The 23,113-nt window shown below is 62.7% G+C and carries 21 protein-coding genes and 1 pseudogene; 9 read left to right on the top strand and 13 right to left on the bottom strand.

The window, feature by feature from the left end:
- Positions 1 to 32 precede the first annotated feature (32 nt).
- The 3 genes from ACVIGB_RS00975 to ACVIGB_RS00965 all read right to left on the bottom strand — a co-directional run bounded on the left by ACVIGB_RS00975 (position 33) and on the right by ACVIGB_RS00965 (position 3,921).
- Positions 33 to 353, bottom strand: coding sequence for a 4Fe-4S dicluster domain-containing protein (locus ACVIGB_RS00975; RefSeq protein WP_456717518.1), 321 nt, complete (start codon positions 351 to 353; stop codon positions 33 to 35).
- Entirely contained in the window at positions 350 to 1,978 is a 1,629-nt protein-coding gene (locus tag ACVIGB_RS00970) for an FAD-dependent oxidoreductase (protein ID WP_456717519.1), read from the bottom strand. Before ACVIGB_RS00970 ends, ACVIGB_RS00975 begins: the two co-directional genes overlap by 4 nt.
- An 851-nt stretch (positions 1,979 to 2,829) precedes the next feature.
- Positions 2,830 to 3,921: an LLM class flavin-dependent oxidoreductase gene (locus ACVIGB_RS00965; protein ID WP_456717520.1), complete on the bottom strand. Its 1,092-nt coding sequence runs from the start codon at positions 3,919 to 3,921 to the stop codon at positions 2,830 to 2,832.
- A gap of 364 nt (positions 3,922 to 4,285) precedes the next feature.
- On the opposite strand from ACVIGB_RS00965, the gene ACVIGB_RS00960 reads away from it, so the two are divergent.
- The 6 genes from ACVIGB_RS00960 to epsC are packed head-to-tail and all read left to right on the top strand — an operon-like array spanning position 4,286 to position 9,684.
- Entirely contained in the window at positions 4,286 to 5,074 is a 789-nt protein-coding gene (locus ACVIGB_RS00960) for an ABC transporter permease subunit (protein ID WP_456718245.1), read from the top strand.
- Positions 5,071 to 5,796, top strand: a complete 726-nt coding sequence (locus tag ACVIGB_RS00955) for an ABC transporter ATP-binding protein (RefSeq protein ID WP_456717521.1) — start codon at positions 5,071 to 5,073, stop codon at positions 5,794 to 5,796. Before ACVIGB_RS00960 ends, ACVIGB_RS00955 begins: the two co-directional genes overlap by 4 nt.
- Before the next feature lie 17 nt (positions 5,797 to 5,813).
- Entirely contained in the window at positions 5,814 to 6,818 is a 1,005-nt protein-coding gene (locus ACVIGB_RS00950) for an NrtA/SsuA/CpmA family ABC transporter substrate-binding protein (RefSeq protein ID WP_456717522.1), read from the top strand.
- A 23-nt stretch (positions 6,819 to 6,841) separates the two neighbouring features.
- Positions 6,842 to 8,074, top strand: a complete 1,233-nt coding sequence (locus ACVIGB_RS00945; protein ID WP_456717523.1) for an acyl-CoA dehydrogenase family protein — start codon at positions 6,842 to 6,844, stop codon at positions 8,072 to 8,074.
- Positions 8,075 to 8,121: 47 nt separating this feature from the next.
- A complete protein-coding gene (locus tag ACVIGB_RS00940) occupies positions 8,122 to 8,694 on the top strand; it encodes a flavin reductase family protein (RefSeq protein WP_456717524.1) in 573 nt (190 codons plus the stop codon).
- A gap of 48 nt (positions 8,695 to 8,742) precedes the next feature.
- Complete coding sequence (epsC, locus tag ACVIGB_RS00935; protein ID WP_456717525.1) at positions 8,743 to 9,684, top strand: serine O-acetyltransferase EpsC; 942 nt, start codon at positions 8,743 to 8,745, stop codon at positions 9,682 to 9,684.
- On the opposite strand, the gene ACVIGB_RS00930 is transcribed toward epsC, so the two are convergent.
- The 6 genes from ACVIGB_RS00930 to ACVIGB_RS00905 all read right to left on the bottom strand — a co-directional run bounded on the left by ACVIGB_RS00930 (position 9,681) and on the right by ACVIGB_RS00905 (position 15,726).
- On the bottom strand, positions 9,681 to 10,547 hold the full coding sequence (locus ACVIGB_RS00930; RefSeq protein ID WP_456717526.1) for an ABC transporter permease: 867 nt from the start codon (positions 10,545 to 10,547) through the stop codon (positions 9,681 to 9,683). The two genes, epsC and ACVIGB_RS00930, sit on opposite strands and share 4 nt — an antisense overlap.
- On the bottom strand, positions 10,540 to 11,403 hold the full coding sequence (locus ACVIGB_RS00925; RefSeq protein ID WP_456717527.1) for an ABC transporter ATP-binding protein: 864 nt from the start codon (positions 11,401 to 11,403) through the stop codon (positions 10,540 to 10,542). The genes ACVIGB_RS00930 and ACVIGB_RS00925 overlap by 8 nt, the downstream gene beginning before the upstream one ends.
- The gene (locus ACVIGB_RS00920) at positions 11,400 to 12,389 is read right to left on the bottom strand and encodes an ABC transporter substrate-binding protein (protein ID WP_456717528.1); all 990 of its coding nucleotides are present in this window, start codon (positions 12,387 to 12,389) and stop codon (positions 11,400 to 11,402) included. Before ACVIGB_RS00920 ends, ACVIGB_RS00925 begins: the two co-directional genes overlap by 4 nt.
- A 91-nt stretch (positions 12,390 to 12,480) precedes the next feature.
- Positions 12,481 to 13,407, bottom strand: coding sequence for a TauD/TfdA dioxygenase family protein (locus ACVIGB_RS00915; RefSeq protein WP_456717529.1), 927 nt, complete (start codon positions 13,405 to 13,407; stop codon positions 12,481 to 12,483).
- Positions 13,408 to 13,706: 299 nt separating this feature from the next.
- Positions 13,707 to 15,146, bottom strand: coding sequence for an FAD-dependent oxidoreductase (locus ACVIGB_RS00910; protein WP_456717530.1), 1,440 nt, complete (start codon positions 15,144 to 15,146; stop codon positions 13,707 to 13,709).
- 223 nt (positions 15,147 to 15,369) lie between these two features.
- Complete coding sequence (locus ACVIGB_RS00905; protein ID WP_456749113.1) at positions 15,370 to 15,726, bottom strand: hypothetical protein; 357 nt, start codon at positions 15,724 to 15,726, stop codon at positions 15,370 to 15,372.
- Here ACVIGB_RS00905 and ACVIGB_RS00900 point away from each other — a divergent pair.
- Both ACVIGB_RS00900 and ACVIGB_RS00895 read left to right on the top strand, forming a co-directional pair.
- Complete coding sequence (locus ACVIGB_RS00900; protein WP_456749106.1) at positions 15,655 to 16,356, top strand: class I SAM-dependent methyltransferase; 702 nt, start codon at positions 15,655 to 15,657, stop codon at positions 16,354 to 16,356. The two genes, ACVIGB_RS00905 and ACVIGB_RS00900, sit on opposite strands and share 72 nt — an antisense overlap.
- A 45-nt stretch (positions 16,357 to 16,401) precedes the next feature.
- Positions 16,402 to 17,745: an LLM class flavin-dependent oxidoreductase gene (locus ACVIGB_RS00895; RefSeq protein ID WP_456717532.1), complete on the top strand. Its 1,344-nt coding sequence runs from the start codon at positions 16,402 to 16,404 to the stop codon at positions 17,743 to 17,745.
- A gap of 38 nt (positions 17,746 to 17,783) precedes the next feature.
- Here the strand turns inward: ACVIGB_RS00895 and ACVIGB_RS00890 are convergent, their stop codons facing one another.
- The 4 genes and pseudogenes from ACVIGB_RS00890 to ACVIGB_RS00875 all read right to left on the bottom strand — a co-directional run bounded on the left by ACVIGB_RS00890 (position 17,784) and on the right by ACVIGB_RS00875 (position 22,116).
- Positions 17,784 to 18,734 (bottom strand): phosphotransferase enzyme family protein, encoded by a 951-nt coding sequence (locus ACVIGB_RS00890; RefSeq protein WP_456717533.1) that lies wholly within the window; start codon positions 18,732 to 18,734, stop codon positions 17,784 to 17,786.
- Positions 18,735 to 19,731: 997 nt separating this feature from the next.
- Positions 19,732 to 20,573, bottom strand: a pseudogene (gene fghA, locus ACVIGB_RS00885) (S-formylglutathione hydrolase).
- Between the two features lie 3 nt (positions 20,574 to 20,576).
- The gene (locus ACVIGB_RS00880) at positions 20,577 to 20,978 is read right to left on the bottom strand and encodes a VOC family protein (RefSeq protein ID WP_456717534.1); all 402 of its coding nucleotides are present in this window, start codon (positions 20,976 to 20,978) and stop codon (positions 20,577 to 20,579) included.
- A 28-nt stretch (positions 20,979 to 21,006) separates the two neighbouring features.
- Complete coding sequence (locus ACVIGB_RS00875; RefSeq protein ID WP_456717535.1) at positions 21,007 to 22,116, bottom strand: S-(hydroxymethyl)glutathione dehydrogenase/class III alcohol dehydrogenase; 1,110 nt, start codon at positions 22,114 to 22,116, stop codon at positions 21,007 to 21,009.
- A 100-nt stretch (positions 22,117 to 22,216) separates the two neighbouring features.
- On the opposite strand from ACVIGB_RS00875, the gene ACVIGB_RS00870 reads away from it, so the two are divergent.
- On the top strand, positions 22,217 to 23,104 hold the full coding sequence (locus ACVIGB_RS00870; protein WP_456717536.1) for a LysR family transcriptional regulator: 888 nt from the start codon (positions 22,217 to 22,219) through the stop codon (positions 23,102 to 23,104).
- The last annotated feature ends 9 nt before the right edge of the window (positions 23,105 to 23,113 follow it).

Below are 23,113 nucleotides of genomic sequence, written 5' to 3'. Positions count from 1 at the left end.
GCCGCCGACGAACTCCTCACGTGGCGTAAGCTTCAATGGCCGAACAGTCGGTAGCTCCGATCGGCCGCTCGCAGCTGCCGGCTTTCGTCGGTCCAGCCCACCGCACGTCGGTAGCTGCCCAGCAGGGCGGCCTCCTTCAACGCCGCAACATCGACCACCTGGGGCGCGTCGGCGAACGGCGAGACAAACAATGCGTCCTCGGGGCAATAGAGCTCGCACAGGAAGCAGGTCTGACAGTCATTCTGGCGGGCGATCCGCGGAATCCCGTCGGTCCTGTCGAAGACGTTGGTCGGACACACGTTCACGCAGATGTCGCAGGCGGTGCACCGTTCGGTATCAATGACTTCGATCACTCTGCGGCCTCCGAGTACTGGGCGAACGCCAGCGGGCGAGCTGAGGTCCAGACCTCGTCGAGCCCTCCGGTCGTCACATAGTGGCGGTAGCGGTCGTCCAGCTCACGGTAGTCGTCGCGACGATGCATTCCCCGGCTTTCCTGACGCGCCAGCGCGCTGCGATACATCCAGCGCGCGGTCGCGAGCATGGCGGCCGCCTCCCGCGTACGAAGCAGATCCTGTTCGTCCGGCGCACCGGTATCCGAAGCATCCGACCAGAAGCCATCCAGGCGGCGCAGCGACTCCACCAGCCGTCCTGCCTCGCGGAAATAGTTCAGTTCGTACGGGAACACCTCGCCTTGAACGTCTCGCGCGAGGTTCTCGGCCTGCAGGGGTCTCCGGCTGCCTGAACGGAAGGCAACCGTGCCGCGTCGAGATACCTGACGTTTGCTCGTCTTACCCAACTGCCGCGCGAACCCGGCGGCACCCTGGCCTGCCCAATATCCTGACGACATCGCCCAGGCCGCATTGTGGCTGCCACCGCCGGTGAAGCCGCCGCAGATCAGTTCACGGGTCGCCGCATCGCCCGCCGCATAGAGACCGGGAACGGTGGTGGCGCAGGTGTCGTCGACGATCCGCAGGCCGCCCGTGCCGCGGACGGTACCCTCGAGGCGAAGTGTAATCGGAAAACGTTGCGTGAAGGGATCGATACCGGTTCGGTCGAACGGTAGGAAGAAGTTCGGCTGGGACACGCGCATGTGCCGCTGCGTCTCGGTGTCCGCCTCATCGAGCTGGGCGTACACCGGCCCCTTTCGAAGCGCGCGCGCAATCACCGATCGGCCGCCCTTCGATGAAGCTCCCGGAATGAGGCTACCGTCCTCGTCGGTGAAGCTTGCCCAGCTGTAGAACAAGGTCTTCGTCACAGAACCGAATGCCGGCGAGATCGCGTAGGCATTCGAGAATTCCATGCTGGTGAACTCCGCACCGGCTTCGGCAGCCAGGAGATAGCCATCGCCGGTCAGCACGTTCGACCCCAGGGTCTTGCTCAGGAAGGCGCAACCACCTGTGGCGATCACCACGGCCTTGGCATTGACAACCCAACGGTCACCCCTCTGGCGTCGCAGACCCGCGGCGCCGGCAACCACGCCGTTCTCGTCGACGAGCAATTCGAGTGCCGGGGAGTGGTCCAGGATGGTGGCTCCAGCCTGCTTTGTCCTCTTGCGCATCAGGCGCATGTATTCAGGGCCCTGGAGCGAATTCCGCTGTGGCTTGCCGCCTTCGTCGACCGGATAAGGGTATCCCCACTCGGCGAGCCGATTACTCTGGGTGAAGGTCCGATCCAACACGCGCGCCATCCAGCGGCGATCCTGGAGATAGCCGCCTAGCTTTTCGCGGCTCGTCATCGCCGCCTCGCGGCGTTCTGGAGCGGGATCGACGTACCACACGCCGGTGCCGGCTGCCGCGGTCGCGCCGGACGTGCCGCAAAACCCCTTGTCCGCAAGCACGACGCGCGCGCCATGTTCCGCGGCACTGATCGCGGCCCACGTGCCTGCGGGGCCGCCGCCGAGCACCAGGACATCCGCGTCCAACACGAGCGATCCTGCCGCGCTCGAGAGTTTTTCGGCACGGCCAGATGGATTTGTCATCGCTCGTCTCCGGATCGATCTCCGCGCGGTCCTAGGTCCGCCGCGCTCGAAGAAAGATCTCGCGAGATGGTGCTTCTGGCAATTTCAGATATTTGCGCCGAAATAGACGAAGCTTACCGTCGCGTCCGACGCCAAAGAAGAAATCATTCTACGGCACACTGGGAATCCAATCAGCGCCTGCGAACACATCGGTTCGTCTTTGCGTCAGAGAAACCGGCGTTGCTCGTATCGCATGCCTTTCACGGCGGCGCATGTCTGGCCCGTTCGAAACAATAATCTCAACCGGCCCAATCGTGTGACAAAAGGTCGACCATCGCGAATTGGGAACGTAAATATCCGTTCTCGCCATTGCGGCGAGCTCACCGAACATCGTTGGCGACAAGTCTGAGCGGTCCACGGCGCTGTCGCGTCGAGGAACGCTATTGCCAAAGTGCTCTTTTCACTGAGGCAAAACTCCGCGGGACACATCATGTCGGCAAACAAATTATCTTTATTTGAGGACGGATATTGACTGGAAGGTCACGATGATGGCTCGATAACGCGCTTTCATGGAGTTTTCATGCACGCCCCATCGCCACGCAAGAGCACAGCAGACAGCGAGCTGTCACCACGCTCCAGCCCCTCAAATGAACGTCCTTGGACCGCAGTAGAAAAGCATAAGCTGCGAGGCATGCTCGATCGAGGACTGCCGACGAGCAAGATTGCCCGCAATCTCAGACGACCACATGCCTCCGTTGTGGCGATGGCAACGAGCTTGAGGCTGCCGTCCGAAAACTGAATTCATCCTGGCACATTGCCCAACCCGCCGGGGCCGAACAGATTGGCTCCGTCTGCCTATAGGGCACCGATGATTATCCAAGGGACCGGGCGAGCCGCTCGGCGGGCCCGGTAAGTTGCTTCGCCCGCACGCGCGGGATCACCTCGAGCGCAAATCGGCGCATCTCGGCCTCGAACGGCTGGAATTGCAGCATGAAGAGCTCAATGCCGGCTGCATGGAAGGCCTCGATGCGCGCTGCGACCTCGTCATAGCTCCCGACCAGTCCCGCTGCCGTGCCGCCATTGCTGCCGACGCGCGGCGTCTTCTGCATCGTCTGCATCATCACGACCTTGGGGTCGGTATTCTGCTTCTGGATGGCCCTCATCGGTGCATCCTTTGCAGCAAGGCTGAGCAGCCGCTCATAGGCCGCCTGCGCCTGCTCCCGCGTTTCGCGCGCGACGACGAAGGCCGACAGACCGAAACGGAGCGGCGGCGCCGCGCCCCGCGGGCGCGCGGCGACATTGGCGATCAGGCCGGCGACATCGTCCAGGGGCTGACCATTGATGAACCAGACGTCACCGTGGCCAGCGACCAGGTCGCGCGCCGGCTCGGATTCTCCGCCGACATAGATGGCAGGGCGCTTGCGGTACAGGCTGGTCGGGCGCAGCGCATAGTTGGAGACGTTAAAGTGATCGCCTCTGTAGTTGAGGCGTTCCCCCTCCATCAGGCGGGAGACGACCGAGATCCATTCCGTGCCGTAAGCATACCGAGCGTCATGTTCCGGAAAGCCTATCCCCGCCTTCTCCAATTCCGGGCGGTTCCAGGCATTGACGAGGTTGATCGCAAAGCGGCCGCGGCTGATGTTCTCGATGCCGAGTGCGAGCTTCGCCAGCACGACGGGGTGATAGAGATAGGGCTTGATCGCGGCGATGATCTCGATGCGCCTGGTCAGCGCCGCAATCGCCGCCGCGGCGCTCCAGGCCTCAAGTTGATCGAGATCTTCCTGATGTGGATTGATCGTATGTTGCGCTATCAGCGTGGAGTCATAACCGAGCTCTTCAGCTGCGAGCACCAGATCCCGATTACGCTCCCATGACGCATCATAGGGCTCTTCCGGGTCATGGTGCGCGGCTCGCGGCCCATGCACCGGCGCCCAGATGCCGAAACGAATGGGTGCAATCGCCATCGTGCTCTCCCGCAACTTTCTCTCACTATGCCATCGCATCGGTACGCGTTCTCGCCGCGGGCTGACGAAAGATCAAGCACATCCACCTCAAAAGATTTTCTTTGTCGCGCACCGGTGCCGTGACGGCAGCAGATCACTCCTGAGCGAACGACAATTGAAATAGCGCTCTATTTCTGTCGGCGCGATTTCGTGGGACATTTTCCCCGGACGGCATGTTGTTGGCGTCGCACCTCCTGCATCAGATGCAGTGCGTGGAACGGGGTCTCACGTCTTGAGCAATATCGAACTGAGCCAAATCGACCGCACGGTGATCGGCGCGGATGACGCGCCGCCGTCAAAGGCCAGCGGCAAATCAGCCGCTCCGATCGCACCATCGAGCAAGCTTGGCGCTCGCGGCCTTCAACTCCTCTCCTGGTTTGCACCCCTGTTGCTCGTCCTCATCTGGGAGGCGCTTGCGCAGGCGGGATGGCTTTCGCCACAGGTGCTGCCAGCACCGAGCAAGGTCGTCCGTACTGCATTCAAGCTTGCAACCACCGGGAGCCTATTAAACGATCTCGGTGTCAGCCTGCTGCGCGCCGCGGCAGGCTTTGCGATTGGTGCCGCGGTTGGCGTGACGCTTGGGGTTCTCGTCGGCTTCTCACGGGTCGCGGAGGCCGCCATCGACCGCAGCGTGCAGATGATCAGGGCCGTCCCTTTCCTCGCCGCGCTCCCCCTGGTCATCGTCTGGCTCGGCGTCGGCGAGGCGGAAAAGATCTTTCTTGTCGCGCTCGGCGTCACCTTCCCAATCTACATCAACACCGTGCTTGGCATCCGCCAGGTAGATCCCAAGCTGCTCGAACTGGGTCGCGTCCAGGGCCTGAGCTCGCTCCAACTAATCCGCCGGATCATCCTTCCGGGCGCACTGCCGTCGATCCTGACGGGAGTGCGCTATGCGCTGGCAACGGCCTGGCTCGCGCTGGTCGTGGCCGAGACCATCGGTGCCCAATCGGGGATCGGCTTTCTCGCGATGGATGCGCGTGAATTCCTGCGCACCGACGTGATCATCCTGACGATCGTGATCTATGCGCTGATCGGCATCGCGGCCGACGCCATTGCCCGCTTGCTCGAACGGCGCCTGCTCGCCTGGCATCCGAATTACGGAGCGGCGCGATGAACGTTCACGTCGCTCCGCGTTACGCCGCGCCATCCGAATCCGGACCGGCGGTCGTTGTCAGCAATCTCGTGCGCAGCTATGGCAGCCGCATCGTCATCGAGAAGCTGAACCTTCGTATCGAGCGCGGTGAGTTTGTCGCCCTATTGGGCGAGAGCGGTTGCGGCAAGACCACGCTGCTGCGCGCCCTCGCCGGTCTCGATCCCATCCAGGGTGGCCGCATCGTGGCGCCCCGCCGGCCGGCAGTGGTGTTTCAGGAACACCGGCTCCTGCCCTGGGACAATCTCTGGCGCAACGTGGCGCTCGGCCTGCAGGCTCAGGCCGCGCGTGAACGCGCCGCTGAAGCGCTCACCGAGGTCGGCCTCGGTGACAGGCTCGAAGACTGGCCCCGCAATCTCTCCGGCGGGCAGGCCCAGCGCATCGCCCTCGCCCGCGCACTGGTGCAGCAGCCCGAGCTTCTGCTGCTTGACGAGCCGTTTGCCGCGCTCGATGCGCTAACCCGTATCCGCATGCACCAGTTGGTCCGCGAACTGGTGGCCAATCATCAGCCGGGCGTCCTGCTCGTCACCCACGATGTCGACGAAGCGATCGCGCTTGCCGATCGCATCCTCGTGATGCGCAACGGCGCGATCGCCTTCGAGCATCGCGCAGTGCGCGGCTCGACACCCATCTCGCGCGCCGAACTCCTCGGCGAGCTTGGCGTGGTCCCCCATTCTCCCAGCTAGTCATCCGGAAGGCCGACATGTCCGACTTCTCATCCGCCAAACCATCCCGGCGCAGCTTCCTCGGCTCCGCAGCCTTTGGCATCGGCGCGCTCGCTGCCATGAATATCAGCGACTTCGCAAAGGCCGCGCCCGGCCGGACCACCGACACGGTTCGCCTGACCTGGGGCTTGAGCGGCCTCAATCTGATCGCCAAGGAGCGCGGCGAGTTCGAGAAGGTGCTGGCCAGGGACGGCATCAAGGTCGAATGGCTTGGGCCCTTCCCGAACCATGCACCGACATTACAGGCCGTCACCGGCGGTAGTGCCGACTTCAGCTTCGGCGGCAGCACGACCCCGGCGTTGGCCGCGATCATTGCAGGCTCACCATTGGTGTTCACGCAGTTCGTGGTCTATGAGCCCCGCACTACGGCGATCATCGCCAAGGACGGCTCCCGCATCGACAGGATCGAGGACCTGGTCGGCAAGTCGGTCGCGGTCAACCGCTCCGGCCTCGGCGAGTTCCTGCTGGTCGCCGCGCTTGAGAAGCACAAGGTTGACCGTTCCGCGGTGAAGTTCGTCTATCTCAATCCGCCTGATGCCGCGCCGGCACTTGCCTCCGGCAAGGTCGACGCCTGGTCGATGTGGAGCCCCGGCGTCGATATCGCGCGGCTTGAATACAAGGCGCACGACATCTTCCTGGAAGGCCGCGATCTCGAATTCCAGATCGACTACACGTCCTACCTGACCACTCGCAAATTCGCGACGGATAATCCCGCGCTGGTGCGGGCCGTGAACGATGCGTTCCGCGCCGAAGGGAAATGGGCCTCGGAGAACGCCAAGGACGCCGAGTACATCGCGCAGAAGGCCGGCAAGTACAGCGATGAACTCCGCGTCCAGTTCACCGCGCTGAAGCGCCAGTATCGCTATTTCGCGGTCAATGACGAGCAGTTCGTCAGCGAGCTACAAAAGGCCGCCGACTGGCTCGTCGCCCGCAAGGTTCTGCCCGAGCCGGTCAGGGTGGCCGATCATCTCGCCCAGCTTTGAGAGCGCTCCAGCAGGTCAAGGCAATGAACAAGACCATATCCACGCCCTCCCTGACGCCGTCGGAGGCGCTCAAGGCCGGCGCTCCGGAACTCGGGGCCCTGCTCAACCAGATCGCCGAGGGGGCCAGTGACCGCGAGCGCGACCGCGTTCTGCCGTTCGAGGTCATTGATCTCATTCGTCGGGACCGCCTCGGCGCGCTGCGGCTCCCGGTGGAGGCCGGCGGCGCCGGCAGCACGATCCGCGATCTCTTCGCTTTCGTCATCCGCCTTGGCGAGGCCGACGCCAATGTCGCGCATATCCTGCGCAACCATTTCAGCGTGGTCGAGCGCCTGGTGCGTACCCCCAAGGACGAGCAGAGCCGGCAATGGCAGAGGGCGGTCGCCGAGGGCGCCATCATCGGGCTTGCGACGACCGAGCTTGAAAGCCCACGGGTCGGTAATGTCACCCCCGGGACGACGTTCACGCCCGACGGGAACGGCGATTACCTACTTAATGGCACCAAATATTACAGTACCGGCACATTGTACTCAGACTATGTACTGGTGCGCGCGGCCGATCCATCCGGCGCGACCGGCGCCACGATCTTGCCGATCAAGCGCGACGGGATCGAGCTGGTCGACGACTGGGACGGGCTCGGGCAGCGGCTCACGGCAACCGGCACCACGCACTTCCGTAACGTCAGGGTCCAGCGTCAGGAAGTGGTGTTCGACACGCCGGACGGCGGTTATGGCGTGCCCTATTCCAACACGTTTGCGCAGCTCTTCCTGACTGCGATCGTTGCCGGCATCGCCCGCGCAACGCTGCGTGATGCGACCGCGCTGGTCCGCTCGCGCAAGCGCACTTTCTACTACGCGCCCACCGAGGTTCCGACCGAAGATCCGCTGCTCCAGCAGACAGTCGGCCAGATCGCCAGCGGCGCTTTTGCGGCCGAGACCGTCGTGCTGGCGGCCGCCGAGGCGCTGGACATCGCAACCGACGCCTTCGGTGCCGGTGCGCCTCACGCGGCAGATGCGGCGCATACCGCCGCCCTGCTCTCGGCCAAGGCAAAAATCATCGCCGACGATTTCGCCATCCGCGGCGGTAGCCTGCTGTTCGACGTCGGCGGCGCGTCGGCCACCAAGAAGGTCGCGAACTTCGATCGTCACTGGCGCAATGCGCGGACGCTGTCATCGCATAACCCGACCACCTACAAGGCGCGCTCGATCGGAGACCACGAAATCAACGGCACGCCATTGCCGGCGAAGGGCTTCTTCTGAGAAGGAACGCGTCGGCATTCGACGGTCCGACGCACGGAGAGATAAATATGGGAAAGCCGGACATCCATCTCGTCACCGACAGCAATGAGATCGAACACCAGTTCCGTGCGGTGATGCGTCGTCTCGCCGGTGGCGTGAGCATCATCACCGCCGGACGTGACGAAGACATCACAGGAATGACTGTCACGTCGCTGACGTCCCTGAGCGCGAGTCCACCTCGTCTGCTGGTCAGCGTCAATCGTCACGCATCTTCATTCGCCCCGATTGAGCGTCATCGGGTGTTTGGTGTCAATATTCTCGGATCCGACCAGCAGGAGCTGGCGAGCCGGTTCAGCAACGGCAGGCTCAAAGGTGCGCAACGCTATGAAGGCGTATCCTGGACGCCCGGGGCATCAGGCGTTCCTCTGCTCGGCAATTCCCTGGCGACGGTTGAGTGCCAGGTGGAGGAGATCATCGAACGATATTCGCACGGCATTATCGTCGGCAGCATTCTGGGCTTCGAACTGTCGCCCCAGCTGTCGGGACTGGCATACTGGAACGGCCAATACATCGAGATCAGGCAAGACGTCGATCTGGATCTGCTCGCCGAGATTAGCATCCCGTTGGCGCATGTCAGGTAGCGACGATCCTGCCGCCTCTCGATCTCCGGCATCGCGAAGCGAGGCAGCATGAAACGCGAAATTCCACCGGCCACTCCTGATCAGAGCACGCCGGAGTCGACACCGAGGCGATGGCAGCTCGACCGGATCGTCACGGAGCTGCGCGTCTCGCGGGAGGAGACCCACAGCATTCGCAGGGACGGCAAGCCGCGGCAAGCCCCATCGCGCGAAGCGTTGGAGGCGATCCTCAACGGCCTCACCGCAGCGCTGTTTCCACGGCACTACGGCCGCTCCGAGCTCGATGGCGAGAATATAGACTATTTCGTCGGAAATACCCTCAGTGTCGCGCTGGACTCGTTGTGCGACGAGATCCATCGCGGCGCCCTCTTCATCGGCGACGAGCTCAGCGCCGGCTTCCGACGCGAGGACGCGGTCGAACTGACGCGAACCTTCGCCTCGCGACTTCCTTCCGTGCGCGGGCTTCTCATCAACGATCTCAGGGCCGCCTTCGTCGGCGATCCCGCCGCCAGGAATTTTCCGGAGATCCTGATCGGCTATCCCGGCATGACCGCAGTCATCCACCACCGCCTCGCCCATATCCTGCACGGCCTGGGTGCCAAGCTTGTGGCGCGTTTGATCGCCGAGATCGCGCACACCCGGACCGGGATCGACATTCATCCTGGCGCCAGCATCGGCTCCGGCTTCTTTATCGACCACGGCACTGGCGTGGTCATCGGAGAGACCGCCATCATTGGCGATAACGTCCGCATCTACCAGGCCGTTACCCTCGGCGCGCGGCATTTCCCGACCGATGACGAGGGCAATCTGATCAAGGGCGATGCGCGCCATCCGATCGTGGAGGACGACGTCGTGATTTATGCCGGCGCGACCATCCTCGGCCGGATCACGATCGGCCGCGGCTCGACGATCGGCGGCAATGTCTGGGTAACCCAGGACGTGCCAGCGAACAGCATCGTGACGCAGGCCACCGCCCGCAACAAGCAGGGCTAGGCAGCCGGCGCCTTCCAGCGCATCAGGCGGCGCTCCAGCGCCTCGAGGATGGCGTTGAAGATGAGGCCGATCACCGTGATTCCGAGGATGCCGACATACATCTGCGGGATCAGGAAGCTGTACTGGCTGTTGATGATGAGATAGCCGAGCCCGGACTTCGCCCCGACCATCTCGGACGCCACCAGCACCAGCATCGCCGAGGCGCTCGCCAGCCGAATCCCGACGAAGATGGTCGGCAGCGACGCCGGCAGGATCACCTTGCGGAACAGCTGGCTCGGCGTAGCGCCCATCGTCCGCGCTGACTTGACCAGGAGCGGATCGACCTGGCGGACGGCTGCGATCGTGTTCAGCAGCAGCGGCCAGGCGCAGCTATAGATCACCATGGTGACCTTCGAGAGCTCGCCGATCCCCAACAGCAAAATGAACACCGGCAGCAGCGCCAGCGGCGCCGTGTTGCGCGCGATCTCGATGATCTGATTCAGGAAGTCGCCGAGGCGCGCATACCACCCGGTCAACAGGCCCAATGGTACCGCCAGGGCGACGGCGATCAGGAACCCACTCAGCGCTCGCAACAGGCTTGCGGCGACGTCGTCGTAAAGCTCTCCGGTCTGCGCGAGCTGCCACCCGGCGGCGATGACCTCGGAAAACGGCGGCAAGAACGTCACATCGACCAGACCCAGCCGCGGTACGGCTTCCCAGACGCCCAAGAACAGCAGCAGCAGCAGCGATCGCTGCCCGATGGCTGCAAATCGCCGGGCGAGGTTGCCTGTCACGGCCGCGAACGCGCCGGCGTGTTGCGCGGTCCGGTCCTTCGGACGCCCCTCCGCAAGCTCGAGCAGCGTCAGGATCTCCAGATTAGACATGCGCCAACTCCTTCGCATTGGCGACGCGATCGCGTTCGCCCGTTACGGGCACCTCCGATCCCTGTGCCTTCAAGACCTCGTCGCGCAGCAGGGACCACACGTCATGCCGCACCCGCCCGAATTCGGGCAGCGAGCGGACGTCCTCGGTCACGCTGTGCAGCTCATCGGGAACATCGACGACCTGCTTGATGCGGCCGGGCCGCGAGGTCATCACCGCAACCCGCTGGCCGAGGACGACGGCCTCGTCGATTCCGTGGGTGATGAACAGGATAGTCTTTCCCGTGCGGCGCCAGATCTGCAGCAGCTCGCCCTGGAGCGTCTCGCGCGTCTGCGCGTCGAGCGCCGCGAACGGCTCGTCCATCAGCAGCACCTCCGGATCATAGGCGAGGCTTCGGGCAATCGCGACACGCTGCTTCATGCCACCGGAGAGCTCGTGCGGATAGCGGTCGGCAAACCCGGATAGCCCGACCAGATCGAGGTAATGCAGCGCCTTCTCTCGCCGCTCTCTGGCCTTCAGGCCGGCGATATCGAGCCCAAACTCCACGTTCTGCGCCGCCGTTCGCCAGGGAAACAACGCATATTGCTGGAACACGATGCCGCGGTCGCGCGCCGGTCCCGCGATAGGCCTCCCATCGAGCAGGATGCGCCCGCTGCTCGGCGACGTCAGGCCGCCAAGCAGATCCAACAAGGTCGACTTGCCGCAGCCGCTCGGCCCGACCAGCGTCAGGAACTCGCCGTCACGAACATCCAGTGTGATGTCGTCCAGCGCGGTGAAGCTCTGCGCCGGCCCGCCATCCTTGCCACGAACAAAAAATTCCTTGCGGACGTGCTCGAAGCGTATCTTGGCCGTCGTCATTTGGCCTCCGCGGTCTTGCCTGGGCGGAAGTAATTGAACGCGTTGGTATAGAGGTCCGACGGCTTGAACTGGTCCTGTTTCAACAAGCCATCCTTGACCAGCCAGTCGATCCACACCTGGAGCTCGGCATCGCCGATCAATCCGCCTTTGGTCGCGACGCCCGTGCTCTTCCAGTACTTGATGGGCGTGGCGTCCTCGTTGCGCTTGCGCTCGGCGATGATGCGCTCGAACCGTGCGCGCACGTCCTCCGGCGGAGTGGTCTGGGCCCAGGCGATCGCGCGCGAGACGCCTTCGATCAACTTGCGGGAGGTGTTGGGATTCTCCTTGATGAACTTGTCCCGCAGCACGTAGGAGCCGCCGGTAAAGTTTCCGAAGATGTCCGTGTCCGCAAACAGCCTGCGGATGCCGCCGCGTTCGAGCGCCTTGTCGCGCAAGATCCCGTTCAGCGTCGTCACCTCGACCTGCCCCTGCCGCAATGCCTGCTCGCCGGTGACGGGCGGGATCGCGACCAATGTCACCTGCTTGGCTTCGGCGGGCGTCAGGCCGTTGCGGGCCAGGTACTCGCGCAACACGAATTCGAGGTGCGCACCGAGCGTGTTGACCGCGACCTTCTTTCCGATCAGGTCCCGCGCGGTCTTGATTGAGCTGTCCTCCTTCACGTAATAGCCGTAATATGTGTTGTCGTCCGATCCGTAGTAGCCGACCACCGCCTTGATCGGCGCCTTGGCCGCGATCAGCTTGATGATCGCACCATAGAATGCACCGCCGATGTCGATGTCGCCGGTGACCACGGTCTGGATGTCCTGGGGACCGCTGATCGTGTTGCCGACCCATTTCAGCTTCAGCGGGGCGAGATAGCCGAGGTCGTCGGCCAGCTCGATGAACGTCACCTGGCCGGCCCAGCCCTGGTAGCGGATCTCGGTCTTTTCGAGAGGCGGCTCGGCCATGGCGCTGCCGATAAGGCCGGTCAGCGCGAGGCCGGCCAAGGTTAGTTGTCGGGCCTTTGCACGCAAGCCAGCAGCCAGGCGAGGAAAGGCGGAAGAGACTACCCTCATTGTCTTTGCTCCCTCGGTCGTTTCAGGCGGCTTTTGCCTGCGGCTTGGCCGCCTTGACGCGCGTCACACTCTTGCGGCCATCGATGCTGACCGGCACCTCGCCGTCGATGGTGGCACGCCGGACCACACGGTGGGCGTCGCCATAGTCGTTGACGGCATAGTGCTGGGTGGCACGATTGTCCCAGATCACCACATCGCCTTGCCGCCAGTTCCAACGCACGGTGTTCTCCGGCGCGGTGATGTGCGATTGGAACAGGTCGAACAGCTTCTGGCTGTCATATTTCGACAGGCCGACGAAGCGCTGGACAAAGTTGCCCAGCACCAGCGTCCGCTCACCGGTCTCGGGGTGGACGCGAACGACCGGGTGATCGGTCTCATAGATCGTTCCGGTGAAGACCTCCTCGAAGTGCTTCCTGTCGGCTTCGCTCGCCCGGGTCTTGACTGCGTAGTCATAGGCATTGCTGTGCACCGCCCAGAGCTCGTCCGCGAGCTTGCGGAGTGGAGCCGGCAGATCGAGATAGGCTGCCGCCGTGTTCGACCAGATCGTATCGCCGCCGAACTCCGGGATTACGACCCCACGCAGGACCGAGATTTTGGGATAAGCATCGACGAAGGTGACATCGGTATGCCACTGATCGGCGCGGCCGCCGCCCCGCGCGGAATCCAGTTCCAGGATCGATGCGGTACCCTTGGTGGCGCCGACGGTCGGATGCGGCACCAGCTTGCCCAGCCGGTGGGCAAAACGCTCCTGGCCGGCATCATCAAGATGGCCCTGGCCGCGGAAGAAGATGACCTTGTGCTCGAGCAGCACCCGGTTGATCGCCGCGATCGTCTGGTCCGGCAGATCACCCGAGAGCTTGATGTTCCTGATCTCCGCGCCGATCCGTGCCGAGCGCTTGACGATATTGGCCCGCGGAATGACGTTGTCGATGGTGCTTGCGTCCGTCATGTCATCTTCCCCAAGACTGCGATCCCATTTGGACAAGGCTCCGCCATTCGCCGATCGCAGAAAGCGATGGCAGAGAGAGAACAGATAATGTCGTGATCGATCCTCTTGCGAACTGTCGTCTGCTCTGAGGGTGATCGCGTCTGTCGGGATCTTCCCGACGAGGCTGCATCAATGCAGCCTCTTGTTCGGCCGCATGATGCTAACTCAAGGACTTCGGAAATAGCTTCCAAAGTTGGAGGGACCCGGAAAACAGTTGCACGCATCCGCACGACGTATCCGATTGTTATCTGCGCTTTGTTCTACTCAGCTGCTACGGTGTTCGGCGCGCGCCACACGGCCGGTGCATAGAGCGCAGCTTCGAAATCATCGGCGATCGGGGCATTGATACGGGTCTCGTGCGCGGGGAGATCGTCAAGGAACAGATCCCTGCTGATCCGCGCGACGACGCCCGGGATATCGCGCTTGAAGCTCGGCACGTCTCCAATCGGCAAGCCGAAGCTGACGAACGCCGCGGGGTTGAAGACGTGGATGTTGCGGAGATAGGGCGCGCGCCCGGGCGCCTTTTCCAGGAATTCGTGTCCCGAACCAAGATAGGGATGTGCGCCCAGGGTATCGTCTTGCTGGTCTGCAGACGGCGAAAAGCGGTCGCGCCACAGCAAGATCTCATCGAAGAAGGCGGTCAATTCCGGCCGCTTGGCGAGATCGACCTGATAACCCGTACCGGCGATGACGAAGTCGAATGCGATGTCGCCTTGCGGCGTGGTCGCAAGCAGCCGTCGTCCGAACGGCTTAGCTGACGTCCACGGCGCGGCCAGATGAAGGTGGAAGTTCGGGAACTTGACTGCGCGCGCGATTGCGTCGGGCGGCGGTGTGGACCCCGCGCGACGGAAGCGAATGGCCTGATGCCAACGGACCGCGTCCGGGAGCGCCCCGTAATTGTCGTATGCGCCCGGATATCCGCGCGTCCTGATCACGGGCTCCGAGGCGACCTTGTCGCGACGCGCGAACAGGTGCACCTCCCTCGCCCCGGCCTCGAGCGCAACTGCTGCGGCATCGAACGCGGAGGCCGCGCTGCCCAAGACCGCGACCGACTTGTCGCGCAGTGTCCCGAAATCGATCGCCTCTAGCGTATGGGCGTAAAGCTCCTTTGGCAGATTGCGCGAGAGTACGTCTGGAATGGACGGACCGCCGTTGCTAGGGAAACCGCTGGCGAGGATGATCTTGCGGGCGGTTTCGGTCCTTGCCTCGCCGGCGACGTCGAGATGAAGCCGCAGGTGATCTCCCACGGGCTCGATACGGAGAAGCTTCGTCCGGTAGCGCACCTCAATACGAAGCGTTTTGCGATACCAATCGAGGTAAGCGGCCCAATCCACGCGGGAAATGCGATCGATCGCTTCATATGCGGCCGCCCCATGGCGGGCTTCATACCAGGCCTGGAAGCTCAGTCCGGGCAAACCGAGCTCGGGTCCGGACAAACTCTTTGGCGTCCGCAACTTGTGCATGCGCGCGCTGCTCAGCCATGGACCGGACGAAGCCGCGTCGCTTGCCGCATCGATCACAGTGACCTTGCCAAGGCCGGCACGACGCAATGCAAAGGCGAAAGTGCTTCCCGATTGCCCGCCTCCAATGATGGCGACGTTGTGATCGATCCCCTCGCGATCCGGGATCCAGTTCTGCGGATCGGGACCAATCAGACGCAAGGTCTCGCGAGCCGCGGCGTCGATATCAGACTGAGACATGTTGCACCCGGATTTGTCGGCATCAGATGCGATCAAATCGTAGAAGCGAACGACACTCAGTCAATGAAATGGAATCGGTTTTGTTTGGCGGCCCGAGCAACGAACCCACCGCAAGGTCATAGCGCGTTGAAAGATTTGCGTCGACGGCGTGGAGCGACCCGGGAAGTGCAACGGACGTTCGGCCTGCGCGGCGGCTTTTGATCGAAAAGATGGACTCGCGTCATCATCTCTTTCGCCTGCTCTGGCCGCTATATTCATGCTCGCATCGCATCGAACAACGCAAATCCATTTCATCGACATTTCTCGCCCGGGCAACATAGAGTTCATCTCGATCAGGCCGTCTCGACGGTTCGTTGGAGATTTGGAACGCACGATGTCGACCCCCGGCGTCATCAGCCTTGAACGGGACACGCCCGAGCTTGCTCGCACCTACGAGCAGGCCGGCATCCTCCAGTTTCATCACGGCAAATTCCTCGTCGGCCCGCTGTCCCTGAAGTCCGGAGATCGCGTGCTCGATATCGGCGCCGGCACCGGCCGCCTGACCGAATTCGTCGCTGGACTTGTCGGCCCGAGCGGCCATGTGATCGGTATCGATCCCCTGGAGAACCGGATCGCCATCGCGCGCCTGCGCTCGTCGCAAACGCTGACCTTCGATGTTGGTCGTGCCGAGGACCTTTCGCGCTTTGGGGCTGCGGAATTCGATGCCGTTTACCTCAACAGCGTCTTTCACTGGATCGCCGACAAGCGGCAGGCGCTGCGTGAGATCGAACGCGTCCTCAAGCCGGGAGGCCGGATCGGGCTGAACGTCCAGGACCCGACCAAGCCTCACGAATCCCGCACCTTGCTGCGGCTGGCGATCGAACAGGCCGGCTTCGCCGAACGGAGTGGCGAAGCGCACCGGGTGCTCGGAGCAACCGACGATGAGCTCAAGACGCTGTTCGCCGATACCGGCTTTATCGATTACCGCAGCGATCTGCGTTCACTCATCGATTTGCATGTTGACGTGAGTTCGGCGCTCGGATGGTCCGAAGCCAGCGCATTCGGTAACTTCCTCGGCAGCTTTTCACCGGCGGAACGGGCGGCGATCGACAAGGCCTTTGCTGCGCTGGTCGAGGCAAAGCGCACCCCGGAAGGCCTCCGTCTGGAACGATATCTTCGTTTCGCATTCGCGCGAAAGCCGGGGGCGGGAAGTATTCGATCCGCTTCCTAGCTGCTCCGCGTCTCCCCACGGCATTCGCATCTGGACATTCGAACCATGAGCAACCAACGGCAACTTGTTCTCAATCTCTTCATCTATCCCGGCGGCCACCACGAAGCCGCATGGCGCTACAAAGGATCGTCGGCGGAGCGCATCCTCGACATCGCCTATTACCAGGAGCTGGCGCAGCGCGCCGAGGCGAGCAAATTCGACGCCATCTTCTTTGCCGACGGGCCAGCACTGGCCGACAACGTCCGCTACGCCCAGCGCTTTCGTTTCGAGCCGATCACCTGGCTCGCGGCGATCGCCGCGGTCACGAAGCGCATCGGTCTGATCGCAACTGCGTCGACCACCTATACCGAGCCTTACAACCTCGCGCGCCTGTTTGCCTCGCTTGACCATCTGAGCCAAGGTCGCGCCGGTTGGAACATCGTGACGACCGGCGCGCCGCAGGCGGCGCAAAACTTTGGCCTGCCCGAGCACCCCCCTCACCACGAACGCTACGAGCGCGCGCGCGAATATCTTGACGTGATCTCGCGGCTCTGGGACAGCTGGGAAGACGACGCGCTCGTCAACGACCCCGAGTCCGGCATCTTCGCCGATACCAGCAAAATCCACACGCTCGACCATGTCGGCAAGCATTTTCGCGTCCGGGGCCCGCTGAACATCTCGCGCGTGCCGCAGGGCCGGCCGGTCTATGTCCAGGCCGGAGCCTCCGACGACGGCCGTGCCTTCGCCGCACGCTTCGCGGAGGCGATCTTCACGGCGCACCAGACCCTGGACTCCGCCAAAGCCTTCTATGCCGACATCAAGCGCCAAGCGCGCGCTTTCGACCGCGGTCCCGACCAAATCAAGATCCTTCCCGGCATCAGCCCCTTCATCGGCAGCACGCAAGCCGAGGCGGATCGCCTCCAGGACGAGTTCAACGCGCTGATCCAGCCGGAATACTCCCTGACCCAGCTGCGCCAGATGATCGGCCTCGATCTCACCGGTTACGATCTCGACGGCCCCGTCCCGCGCCATCTGATCGACACCGCAAGCGCCCGCGGCGTCGCCAGCCGTTTCAAGCTCGTGGTCGACATCGTCGATCGCGAGAAGCCGACCATCCGCCAGCTGGTGCAGCGCCTCGCGGGCGCGCGTGGCCACTGGGTCATTGCCGGAACGCCGGAAAAGATCGCCGACAATATCCAGACCTGGTTCGAGGGCGGTGCGGCCGACGGCTTCAATGTGATGCCGCCTTGGCTGCCCGGCGGGTTCGATGTCTTCGCCGAACAGGTTGTCCCGATCCTGCGCCAGCGCGGCCTGTTCCGCGAGGACTACACCGGAACGACCCTACGCGAGCATTATGGCCTCGCGCGTCCTGCCAGCATCTACTCCAGCGCGGTCAAGGCGATCGCCTGATACCGCTTCCGCAAGCCGCTGAGCGTTGGTTTCACGCTTCACGGCGCGAATGCGCGTAGCCGGCCCTGGGCGGCCCTGCCCACGACCATCTTGGCCCGATTCAAAACATCAGCCCATAGCGCGGCGTCAAGCTCGCAATAGTCAAACAAGAACCGCAGGATACGCAGCTGGTGTCCAGCCACCATACGGCCCACAAAAAGGACAAAGGAGTCACTTACGTCCACGCCATATCCGGCCAGGAAAGCCTTCCACAGCGCGCCAACATCGCCACCGGTTATGGTTTCCAGCCACAGTGCCATGGCAGCCACATCGAGCCACTGAGGGCCGCTGCCACAATCATCAAAATCGAAAAATGTGACGCGTTCGTCTTCGATTCGCATGTTCATCGGCCTGACATCGCCGTGACAAAGCCCTGTCGGGCCAATCGGCGCGTTTGCACCCGCGCCCACGAGCACATCCAGTGATTTGCTGATGTCCTCGGCAACACTTGGAGATCTCTCGGCGATCATCGCGAGCGTCTCCTTCTCCCTCTTCTCGCTCAGAAGCTCCCTGTTGGGCGCCAATTTCTTGAGCCCGGTCTGCCGGTGCAAATGGGACAGGGCAACGCCGGCGCGAAACCAATCGGCCGGTGTTGCGGCCAGCTCACGCCCGGCAGCCGGAGCGAAGACGCCTAGAAGGCGCTTAGTACCATCAGGTAGTTGGAATGCGGAGAACGACCGTCCTTCATGGTCAATGAGGGGTCGAGAAATCTCAAGCGCAGGCGTGCCTTCAACGGCTCGGAGCACGGCCATTTCGCTCGTGACGTCGGCAGCGGAGCGGCCCCATATTCGATACAGCCGAATGAAAGCCCTATCTTGCGCGTCGTCACGAACGACAAACGTCCAGTTCGCACCCTTCACCACCGTCGAGATCGTGCCGGAAAGGCCATAGGTATCTGCAACGTAGACCGAAATCATCCGCTCGACAGCCGCTCGTAGTTCCTGTTCCATGTCCACCCGTCCCATCGCCGAAGCGCCGCTCGGATATCACGAACACAACGCCCTCGTCCTACGACGGCCGAGACGCGACGAGCAGAGCAGATATGCAGCAGCACGGAACTCTGGTCGGATGAGCAGGTTTGAACGGCGCGATGCCACGGAGCGCTCAACTTGAGCTGCGCTCCTCGTCCGACCTTCCACACCGGGATGCCAAGTACCTCGAAGAGCATCCGATCATGCGGGTCCAATTGTCCCTTTCCATTTAATCATGTGACTTCAACTTCGTCACTTGATGTGAGAATCGGGCTGCTGGTGTTTCTGCCCGTGAGCCCGCTATGAGTGACCCGTCCCTGGCGAGATTGACGAGGCGCTTTGGGGGATGAGGCGTGCCGCCGGGCCAATACGAGCCGGGAATTTTTGAAAAGCTGGACCGGAAGCTCGACAACAAAGCGCGCTTCAGTGATGCCGCCGAAAACATACGACCCCAGGCCGAGAACCGCTCGCGATGCAGTCGGCAGCCAGGATTCTCACAATTAAATGGTCAACCGCAACGAAACAGGCGCATTCTTACATTTAACTGCCAAGCGACACCTGCCGCCAATCAGGAACGGGTTGCGACCGGGCTAAATAACTTCTTGCGTTGTGGTCGATGATACCGGGTACATTCCCACACACATTTTGAAGTTCGCCAAGCCACAAGGGCCGGCCCCAAGCAAATTGCCGTAACAAATCTATCTTCACAGAGTTGATCGACCTCGTTCGGCTGAGGAACAAATTTACGCTGACCGCCCAGCGCCATGATATCGGCAATGGTAAGTTCATGCTCTTGGCCGTTGTTCATAAGAGGGCGCTTCTGGGGGGCTATTATTCTTGGTTACCTGCCCTGATCCCTTCTCATCAATGCCAGCCGATGCCCACCGCGATCTTCGGCGCGCCTGCCGCCCTACCCGGTATCGCGATCTTGTGCTGCTGAAGAGTGCTGATGGCGTCGTGAGGCCAGATGCCGCTGCTATGCCAGTCGTTCGGCATGCCAGTGCAGATGGTCACTCATGAAGGTGGAGATGAAGTAATAGCTATGGTCATAGGCGGGTTGCAAGCGCAGCGTCAGAGCGATGGCCGCCTTGGCGCAAGCGTCACGCAGCCTGTCAGGCTGTAAGTGGATCGCGAGGAACTGATCGGCATCGCCCTGATCCACCAGCAGATCCCGCACCTTGGCACCATCCTCGATCAGCGCCACCGCGTCATGCTTGCGCCAGGCGGCTCGGTCCGAACCGAGATAGCCGGCCAGGGCCTTCTGTCCCCAGGGCACCTGACTGGGAGCCGAGATCGGCGCGAAGGCCGAGACGGCTAGGTAACGATCAGGGAAGGTCAGGCCGATGGTGAGGGCGCCATGGCCGCCCATCGAATGGCCCATGATCGATTGCTTATTAATATCCGCGGGAAAATGCGCGGCGATCAGATCCGGCAATTCCCGGGTGACATAGCTCCACATCCTGTAATGCTGCGAGAAAGGAGCTTCAGTCGCGTCGACGTAGAAGCCCGCTCCTAGCCCGAAATCATAGGCCTTGTCGGCATCGTCTGGCACGCCTTCGCCGCGCGGCGAAGTGTCGGCGCGACGAAGATCAGGCCGAGTTCTGCGCACAAAGCGCGATATTCGCCCTTTTCCGTGGCATTGGCATGGGTGCAGGTCAGGCCGGACAGATACCAGACCACCGGCAGCTTCGTCCCGTCCGCATGGGGCGGGACGAAGACCGAGAAGACCATCTCCGTGCCGGTGGACGCCGAGACGTGCTTATAGACGCCTTGCACTCCTCCGAAGGAGCGGTTGGCGCTGACCTGCTCCAAGCCCATCGGTTAGTTGCCGTCCGTGAAGGTGTAGGTGCAGACCTTGTTGCCGGCCGGATCACGCAGATAGGCAGCATAGGCTCCGGGCAAGTGGCCACGCGGACCGGGCGCGCCCTCATCGGTGCCGCCATTGGCGATGCCGGCGGCATGGAAGGCGTCGACCTGGGCCGTGCTGGCCGCCGCGAAGCCGATGGTCACGCCATTGCTCGACGGGGCGGCTCCGCTGCCCGGACGCGCGATGATGAAGGCCGGCTTGTCCTTGCCGTACAAAATCCAGCCATTGCCGAATGGCCCGAGATTCTTCACACCCAAGGCACCCAACGTCGCATCATAGAATTTTTCCGACGTCTTGAGATCGGCGGCGCCGATGAAAACGTGCGAGAAGATGCCGTCCCCCGAGATTACACCCATTATCTGCTCCTACTGTTGTAAAGCTGTTTCAGAACATCACCACGCTGCGGATGCTCTCGCCAGCGTGCATCAGGTCGAAGCCCTTGTTGATCTCGTCGAGCTTCAGCACGTGGGTGATCATCGGATCGATCTGGATCTTTCCGTTCATGTACCAGTCGACGATCTTCGGCACGTCGGTGCGGCCGCGCGCGCCGCCGAAGGCGGTGCCCTTCCAGACACGTCCGGTGACGAGCTGGAACGGCCGGGTTGCGATCTCCTTGCCGGATTCCGCGACGCCGATCACGACCGACACGCCCCAGCCGCGGTGGCAGGCTTCCAGCGCCTGGCGCATCACGTTCGTGTTGCCGGTGCAGTCGAAGGTGTAGTCGGCGCCGCCGTCGGTCAGGCCCACCAGGTGCTGCACGATATCACCGCTCACCTTGGTCGGGTTGACGAAATGCGTCATGCCGAACTGGCGGCCCCAATTGTCCTTGGAGTCGTTGATGTCGACCCCGATGATCTTGTCGGCGCCGACCATCTTGGCGCCCTGGATCACGTTGAGGCCGATGCCGCCGAGGCCGAACACCACGACGTTGGAGCCCGGCGTCACCTTGGCGGTGTTGACGACCGCACCGACGCCGGTGGTGACGCCGCAGCCGATGTAGCAGCTCTTGTCGAACGGCGCGTCCTCGCGGATCTTCGCCACCGCGATCTCAGGCAGCACGGTGAAGTTCGAGAAGGTCGAGCAGCCCATATAGTGGAAGACCGTCTTGCCCTTGTAGCTGAAGCGCGAGGTGCCGTCGGGCATCACGCCCTTGCCCTGCGTGGCGCGGATCGCGGTGCAGAGATTGGTCTTCTGGCTCAGGCAGCTTTTGCACTGGCGGCATTCCGGCGTGTAGAGCGGGATCACATGATCGCCAGGCTTCACCGACGTCACGCCGGCGCCGACCTCGCGAACGATGCCAGCACCTTCGTGGCCGAGGACTGAGGGGAAGATGCCTTCGCTGTCGAAGCCGTCGAGCGTGTAGGCATCGGTGTGGCAGATACCCGTCGCCTTGATCTCGACAAGGACCTCGCCGGCCTTGGGGCCTTCCAGGTCGAGCTCGACGATCTCAAGCGGCTTCTTGGCTTCGAATGCGACTGCGGCGCGGGTCTTCATCAGTCACCCTGAACTATCACAGGCTAAATTTTTATTCTTTTCAAATTGGCTGGTAAATTAGCAATATAGCAATTCATTATTGCCAATGAGAGACAATCTGATGGCCGGATGGGACGGAATCGACGAATTCGAAGCGGTAGCGACGACGGGCAGCTTCGCGAGGGCGGCGGCGGCTTTGGGGGTGTCGTCCTCCTATATGAGCCGCGCCATCGCCCAGCTCGAACATCGCATCCAGGCGCAGCTTTTTATCCGCACCACGCGGACGGTCACGCTGACCGACCGGGGACGCGTCTTTCTCGATCACTGCCACCGCCTGATCGCCGAGCGCGACGAAGCGCTCGCGCTGGTCAGCAAGAATAGCGACCCGGTCGGCGACTTGCGGCTGACCTGCCCGAATATCATGGGAGAGCGCTTCATCGTGCCGATCACGCTGGCCTTCTGCGAACAATATCCCAAGGTCAGCATCGGCATCGAAGTGACAAATCGCGTTGTCGATCTGGTGGCGGAGGGGTTCGATCTCGGGGTGCGGACTGGGCTTTTGGAGAATTCCCGTCTGATTGGAACACGGATCGGGTCGCGCCGCTTCGTCACCTGCGCTGCCCCCGCGTATCTGGAGCGGGCCGGGCGGCCGCGCAATCTACAGGAACTGGAGACGCATCACTGCGTCATCGGCATCGCGTCAGCATGGCATTTCCGTATTTCCGCCGGCGATCATTCCTTCCGCCCCAAGGGTCGCTGGCGCTGCAACAGTGGCGATGCCGTCGTCGATGCCGCGCTGGCCGGCTTGGGAATCTGCCACTTGCCGGAATTCTATGTTCGCCATCATATCCGCGCCGGCCGGCTGGAAACGATCCTGCAGCCCTTCTGCCGCGACGATGAGCCGATCTGGGCGGTCTATCCGCAGCAGCGCCACCCGCTGCCCAAAGTCCGCATCCTGATCGACCATCTGCGCCAAAAGTTAGGGCCGGCGATGCTGGCAGCAGCGTAACCACCCCAT

It is taken from the genome of Bradyrhizobium sp. USDA 4341, from assembly GCF_054063755.1.
Note: the sequence above shows the minus strand (reverse complement) of the source record. Positions and strands in the feature narration are given on the sequence as shown.

What these genes read in the sequence shown, in the direction of transcription:
- ACVIGB_RS00915 (WP_456717529.1), bottom strand. Translation starts at nt 13,407, where the DNA reads ATGACGGACGCAAGCACCATCGACAACGTCATTCCGCGGGCCAATATC.
- ACVIGB_RS00945 (WP_456717523.1), top strand. Translation starts at nt 6,842, where the DNA reads ATGAACAAGACCATATCCACGCCCTCCCTGACGCCGTCGGAGGCGCTC.
- ACVIGB_RS00905 (WP_456749113.1), bottom strand. Translation starts at nt 15,726, where the DNA reads ATGGCCGCTCGGGCCGACAAGTCCAGCGACGAATTCGGTCAGGCGGCC.
- ACVIGB_RS00875 (WP_456717535.1), bottom strand. Translation starts at nt 22,116, where the DNA reads ATGAAGACCCGCGCCGCAGTCGCATTCGAAGCCAAGAAGCCGCTTGAG.
- ACVIGB_RS00930 (WP_456717526.1), bottom strand. Translation starts at nt 10,547, where the DNA reads ATGTCTAATCTGGAGATCCTGACGCTGCTCGAGCTTGCGGAGGGGCGT.
- ACVIGB_RS00970 (WP_456717519.1), bottom strand. Translation starts at nt 1,978, where the DNA reads ATGACAAATCCATCTGGCCGTGCCGAAAAACTCTCGAGCGCGGCAGGA.
- epsC (WP_456717525.1), top strand. Translation starts at nt 8,743, where the DNA reads ATGAAACGCGAAATTCCACCGGCCACTCCTGATCAGAGCACGCCGGAG.
- ACVIGB_RS00965 (WP_456717520.1), bottom strand. Translation starts at nt 3,921, where the DNA reads ATGGCGATTGCACCCATTCGTTTCGGCATCTGGGCGCCGGTGCATGGG.
- ACVIGB_RS00955 (WP_456717521.1), top strand. Translation starts at nt 5,071, where the DNA reads ATGAACGTTCACGTCGCTCCGCGTTACGCCGCGCCATCCGAATCCGGA.
- ACVIGB_RS00950 (WP_456717522.1), top strand. Translation starts at nt 5,814, where the DNA reads ATGTCCGACTTCTCATCCGCCAAACCATCCCGGCGCAGCTTCCTCGGC.
- ACVIGB_RS00895 (WP_456717532.1), top strand. Translation starts at nt 16,402, where the DNA reads ATGAGCAACCAACGGCAACTTGTTCTCAATCTCTTCATCTATCCCGGC.
- ACVIGB_RS00870 (WP_456717536.1), top strand. Translation starts at nt 22,217, where the DNA reads ATGGCCGGATGGGACGGAATCGACGAATTCGAAGCGGTAGCGACGACG.
- ACVIGB_RS00910 (WP_456717530.1), bottom strand. Translation starts at nt 15,146, where the DNA reads ATGTCTCAGTCTGATATCGACGCCGCGGCTCGCGAGACCTTGCGTCTG.
- ACVIGB_RS00940 (WP_456717524.1), top strand. Translation starts at nt 8,122, where the DNA reads ATGGGAAAGCCGGACATCCATCTCGTCACCGACAGCAATGAGATCGAA.
- ACVIGB_RS00925 (WP_456717527.1), bottom strand. Translation starts at nt 11,403, where the DNA reads ATGACGACGGCCAAGATACGCTTCGAGCACGTCCGCAAGGAATTTTTT.
- ACVIGB_RS00880 (WP_456717534.1), bottom strand. Translation starts at nt 20,978, where the DNA reads ATGGGTGTAATCTCGGGGGACGGCATCTTCTCGCACGTTTTCATCGGC.
- ACVIGB_RS00890 (WP_456717533.1), bottom strand. Translation starts at nt 18,734, where the DNA reads ATGGAACAGGAACTACGAGCGGCTGTCGAGCGGATGATTTCGGTCTAC.